The organism is Streptomyces capoamus (assembly GCF_014654935.1).
In the GTDB taxonomy this organism is placed as follows: domain Bacteria; phylum Actinomycetota; class Actinomycetes; order Streptomycetales; family Streptomycetaceae; genus Streptomyces; species Streptomyces capoamus.
The window spans coordinates 3,129-8,414 of the sequence record NZ_BNBF01000037.1 but is presented as its reverse complement, the minus strand read 5'-3'; the positions used below and the strand labels follow the sequence as shown (position 1 = coordinate 8,414).

Below are 5,286 nucleotides of genomic sequence, written 5' to 3'. Positions count from 1 at the left end.
CCAGGGCCTCCACGAGTTCGTCGACGCCCTCCGCGCGGGCCGCGACCGTCTTGACGATCGGCGGCCGCCAGTCGCCGGGGCCGCGCGACTCGCCCAGGCCCAGCATGTGGTTCAGCTCGCGGGCGGTGGCGTCGGCGCCGTCCCGGTCGGCCTTGTTGACGACGTAGACGTCGCCGATCTCCAGGATCCCGGCCTTGGCCGCCTGGATGCCGTCCCCCATGCCGGGGGCCAGCAGCACCACCGAGGTGTCCGCCTGGGAGGCGATCTCGACCTCCGACTGGCCCACGCCGACCGTCTCGACCAGGATCACGTCGCAGCCGGCCGCGTCCAGCACCCGGATGGCCTGCGGGGCCGCCCAGGCGAGGCCGCCGAGGTGGCCGCGGGTCGCCATCGAGCGGATGTAGACACCGGGGTCGGAGGCGTGGTCCGACATCCGGACCCGGTCGCCGAGCAGAGCGCCGCCGGAGAACGGCGACGAGGGGTCGACGGCCAGGACGCCGACCCGCCGGCCCTGCTTGCGGTACGCGGTGACGAGCGCGGAGGTGGAGGTGGACTTGCCGACGCCGGGCGAGCCGGTCAGGCCCACCACATAGGCGTTGCCGGTCAGCGGCGCCAGCGCCGCCATCACCTCCCTGAGCTGCGGGGACGCCCCCTCCACCAGGGAGATCAGCCGGGCCACGGCCCGCGGCCTGCCTTCCCTGGCCTGGGCCACCAGAGAGGAGACGTCCTGCATCACAGCTCCGTTCACTTCACCGACGTACCGCTGCACGAGACCTACCGGACCTCAGGCCTTGGGGACCCGCACGATCAGCGCGTCGCCCTGGCCGCCGCCGCCGCACAGCGCCGCCGCGCCGACACCGCCGCCGCGCCGCTTCAGCTCCAGCGCCAAGTGGAGCACGAGCCGGGCGCCGGACATGCCGATCGGGTGGCCCAGCGCGATCGCGCCGCCGTTGACGTTCACCTTTTCCGTGGACACGCCGAGGTCCTTCATTGACTGCACGGCGACCGCGGCGAAGGCCTCGTTGATCTCGATGAGGTCGAGGTCGGAGACGTCCAGGCCCTCCTTCTTCAGGGCGTGCAGGATGGCGTTGGACGGCTGGGACTGCAGCGAGTTGTCCGGGCCGGCCACGTTGCCGTGGGCGCCGATCTCCGCCAGCCACTCCAGGCCCAGCTCCTCGGCCTTGGCCTTGCTCATCACGACCACGGCCGCCGCACCGTCCGAGATCTGCGAGGCGGAGCCGGCCGTGATGGTGCCGTCCTTGGCGAAGGCCGGGCGCAGCTTGCCCAGGGACTCCGCCGTGGTGTCGCCGCGGATGCCCTCGTCCTTGCTGAACAGCACCGGGTCGCCCTTGCGCTGCGGGATCTCCACCGGCGTGATCTCGGCCTCGAACAGGCCGTTCTTCTGGGCGGCGGCGGCCCGCTGGTGGGACAGGGCGGCGATCTCGTCCTGCTCGGCGCGGCCGATGCCCAGGCGGGTGTTGTGCTTCTCGGTGGACTCGCCCATCGGGATGTTCTCCCACGGGTCGGTCAGGCCGTCGTGGGCCATCGCGTCGAGCATCTGCACCGCGCCGTACTTGAAGCCGTCGCGGGACTTGGGCAGCAGGTGCGGGGCGTTGGTCATGGACTCCTGGCCGCCCGCCACGACGATGTCGAACTCGCCGGCCCGGATCAGCTGGTCGGCGAGGGCGATCGCGTCGAGGCCGGACAGGCACACCTTGTTGACGGTGAGCGCCGGGACGTTCATCGGGATGCCGGCCTTGACCGCGGCCTGGCGCGCCGGGATCTGGCCCGCGCCGGCCTGGAGCACCTGGCCCATGATGACGTACTGCACCTGGTCGCCGCCGATCCCCGCACGGTCGAGGGCGGCCTTGATCGCGAAGCCGCCCAGGTCGGCTCCGGAGAAGGACTTCAGCGAGCCCAGCAGCCGCCCCATGGGCGTCCGGGCGCCCGCGACGATCACCGAGCTGGTCGTTCCAGAAGACATGAGGTGCGATCCCCTTCCAGCTGCGCACAGCCGAGGAGTGAACGAGGGTTTACTTCGAATGTACTGAGCGGTTGGACACGGCGTCACCGGCCTGTCGGTGTGATCGCGCGCACGTTGCGTAACCACCCCGGGAGCGCTGCACTGAATCCATGCTGACGCGAATCGACCACATCGGGATCGCCTGCCACGACCTCGACGCCACCGTCGAGTTCTACCGGGCGACGTACGGCTTCGAGGTGTTCCACACCGAGGTCAACGAGGAGCAGGGCGTGCGCGAGGCCATGCTCAAGATCAACGAGACCTCGGACGGCGGCGCCTCCTACCTGCAGCTGCTGGAACCGACCCGCGAGGACTCGGCGGTCGGCAAGTGGCTCGCCAAGAACGGCGAGGGCGTCCACCACATCGCCTTCGGCACGGCCGACGTCGACGGGGACGCCGAGGAGATCCGCGGCAAGGGCGTCCGGGTGCTCTACGACCAGCCGCGGATCGGCTCCATGGGGTCGCGGATCACCTTCCTGCACCCCAAGGACTGCCATGGCGTTCTCACAGAACTGGTCACTTCGGCCCCTGTTGAGTCACCTGAGCACTGACCCCCGTACAGAGGGGCCGGTAGGGTTGGGGGCGGTCGTCCCCTCCACCGGGGCGACCGCATGCCGGGGTCCGGGTTTCGGGGGACGAGCGTCGGGGCAGCAGCCCGTGCTCCGCCGTCTGTCTGACACCATTCCCCGGGGGCCCCGTTCGGCGGATGGACGGAGCTCGTTGCAGAAGCTGACCAGGGGACGGATGGGACCGCGCAGTGCGGGGCTACGAGAGCCAGGAGCGAGAGCCGGCGGCTGACGTCGACCACCTCTCTCGGTTCGAGGCCGAGATGAAGCGGCTGAGGACCGAGCGGGAAAAGGCGATCCAGCACGCCGAGGACCTCGGCTACCAGGTCGAGGTGCTGCGCGCCAAGCTGCACGAGGCGCGGCGCACCCTCATGACCCGGCCCGCCTACGACGCGGGTGACATCGGGTACCAGGCAGAACAGTTGCTCCGCAACGCCCAGATGCAGGCCGAGCAGCTGCGCCAGGACGCCGAGCGGGAGCTGAGCCAGGCCCGCGCGCAGACCCAGCGCATCCTCCAGGAGCACGCCGAGCAGGCCGCCCGGCTCCAGGCCGAGCTGCACCAGGAGGCGGTGACCCGGCGCCAGCAGCTGGACCAGGAGCTGGCCGAGCGCAGGGCCACCGTCGAGTCGCACGTCAACGAGAACGTGGCCTGGGCCGAGCAGCTGCGGGCCCGCACCGAGCAGCAGGCCCGCCGGCTGCTGGAGGAGTCCCGCGCCGAGGCCGAGCAGGCGATGGCCGCCGCCCGCACGGAGGCCGAACGGCTGACCCGGCAGGCCCGGGAGCGGCTGCAGAGCGAGGCCGAGGCGGCGCGTACGGAGGCCGAGCAGATCCTGCGCCGGGCCCGCACCGACGCCGAGCGGCTGCTGAACGCCGCCTCCACCCAGGCCCAGGAGGCCACCGAGCACGCCGAGCAGCTGCGCACGGCCACGGTCACCGAGTCGGACACGGCCCGCCGGCAGGCCGCCGAGCTGAGCCGGGCCGCCGAGGAGCGGATGGCGGCGGCCGAGGAGGCGCTGCGCAAGGCGCAGGCCGAGGCCGAGAAGGTGGTCACCGAGGCGAAGGAGGCCGCCGCCAAGGCCCTGGCCACCGCCGAGTCCGCCAACGAGACGCGCACCCGGACGGCCAAGGAGCAGGTGGCCCGGCTGGTGCAGGAGGCCACCAAGGAGGCCGAGAGCACCAAGTCGGAGGCCGAGCAGCTGGTCGCCGACGCCCGCGCCGAGGCCGAGAAGATCGTCGCCGAGGCCGCCGAGAAGGCCCGCTCGATCACCGCCGAGGAGACGGCCACCCAGCTGTCGAAGGCGGCCAGGACCGCCGAGGAGGTCCTCAACAAGGCGTCCGAGGACGCCCGGAAGACCACCCGGGCCGCCGCCGAGGAGGCCGAGCGGATCCGCTCGGAGGCCGAGACCGAGGCGGACCGGCTGCGTGCCGAGGCGCACGACATCGCCGAGCAGCTCAAGGGCGCGGCCAAGGACGACACCAAGGAGTACCGCGCCAAGACGGTCGAGCTGCAGGAGGAGGCCCGCCGGCTGCGCGGCGAGGCCGAGCAGCTGCGCGCCGACGCGGTCGCCGAGGGCGAGTCGATCCGCGCCGAGGCCCGCCGGGAGGCGGTGGCGCAGATCGAGGAGGCGGCCAAGTCCGCCGAGGAGCTGCTGGCCAAGGCCAAGGCGGACGCCGACGAGCTGCGGCAGAGCGCGACCACCGACAGCGAGAAGGTCCGCACCGAGGCCATCGAGCGCGCCACCGCGCTGCGCCGGCAGGCCGAGGAGACCCTGGAGCGCACCCGCAAGGAGGCCGAGCGGCTGCGCGCGGAGGCCGCCGAGCAGGCCGAGAAGGTCCAGGCGGACGCCGAGCAGGCCGCGCGGGAGCTGCGCGAGGAGACCGACAGGGCCGTCGAGGCCCGCCGGAGCGAGGCCGCCGAGGAGCTGACCCGGCTCCAGACGGACGCGCAGGAGCGGCTGGCCTCGGCCGAGCAGGCGCTGGCCGACGCCCGCGAGGAGGCGACCCGGATCCGCCGGGAGGCCGCCGACGAGACCGAGCGGCTGCGCACGGAGGCCGCCGAGCGGATCCGTGCGCTGCAGCAGCAGGCCGAGGCCGAGGCGGAGCGGCTGCGCGACGAGGCCGCGTCCGACGCGTCCGCCTCCCGCGCCGAGGGCGAGGCCATCGCCGTACGGCTGCGGTCCGAGGCCGCCGCCGAGGCCGAGCGGCTCAAGGTGGAGGCCCAGGACACCGCCGACCGGGTGCGCGCCGAGGCGCAGGCCGCCGCCGAGCGGCTCGCCACCGAGGCGTCCGAGACGCTGGCCGCCGCGCAGGAGGAGGCCGCCCGGCGCCGCCGCGAGGCCGAGGAGCTGCTCGGCGCCGCCCGCGAGGAGGCCGGCCAGGAGCGGCAGCGGGCCCGCGAGCAGAGCGAGGAACTGCTGGCCTCCGCGCGCAAGCGGGTGGAGGACGCGCAGGCCGAGTCCACCCGGCTGGTGGAGGAGGCGGAACGGCGGGCCACGGAGATGGTGGCCGCCGCCGAGCAGCACGCCCAGCAGGTGCGGGACTCCGTCGCCGGGCTGCACGAGCAGGCGCAGGAGGAGATCGCCGGGCTGCGGTCGGCCGCCGAGCACGCGGCGGACCGGACGAAGCGGGAGGCCGAGGAGGAGGCGGACCGGGTCCGCGCCGACGCCTACGCCGACCGGGAACGGGCCGGCGAGGACG

At 73.6% G+C, this 5,286-nt stretch carries 3 protein-coding genes and 1 pseudogene; 2 read left to right on the top strand and 2 right to left on the bottom strand.

The window, feature by feature from the left end; translation table 11 throughout:
* Window positions 1-733, bottom strand: a 733-nt coding sequence (gene meaB / locus IE312_RS35255) for a methylmalonyl Co-A mutase-associated GTPase MeaB (RefSeq protein ID WP_229900823.1), incomplete at its 3' end; no start/stop codon positions are given.
* A 51-nt stretch (window positions 734-784) separates the two neighbouring features.
* A complete protein-coding gene (locus tag IE312_RS35250; RefSeq protein WP_189986354.1) occupies window positions 785-1,984 on the bottom strand; it encodes an acetyl-CoA C-acetyltransferase in 1,200 nt (399 codons plus the stop codon).
* A gap of 149 nt (window positions 1,985-2,133) precedes the next feature.
* Between IE312_RS35250 and mce the strand changes: the two genes are divergently transcribed.
* Together mce and scy are read left to right on the top strand one after the other, a co-directional pair.
* Window positions 2,134-2,574, top strand: coding sequence for a methylmalonyl-CoA epimerase (mce, locus tag IE312_RS35245; protein WP_189986352.1), 441 nt, complete (start codon window positions 2,134-2,136; stop codon window positions 2,572-2,574).
* Window positions 2,575-2,780: 206 nt separating this feature from the next.
* Window positions 2,781-5,286, top strand: a pseudogene (gene scy, locus IE312_RS43280) (polarized growth protein Scy); the annotation flags it as partial.

Excerpts from the sequence above, each read along its gene's own strand:
- IE312_RS35250 (WP_189986354.1), bottom strand. The coding sequence starts at position 1,984 with ATGTCTTCTGGAACGACCAGCTCGGTGATCGTCGCGGGCGCCCGGACG.
- mce (WP_189986352.1), top strand. The coding sequence starts at position 2,134 with ATGCTGACGCGAATCGACCACATCGGGATCGCCTGCCACGACCTCGAC.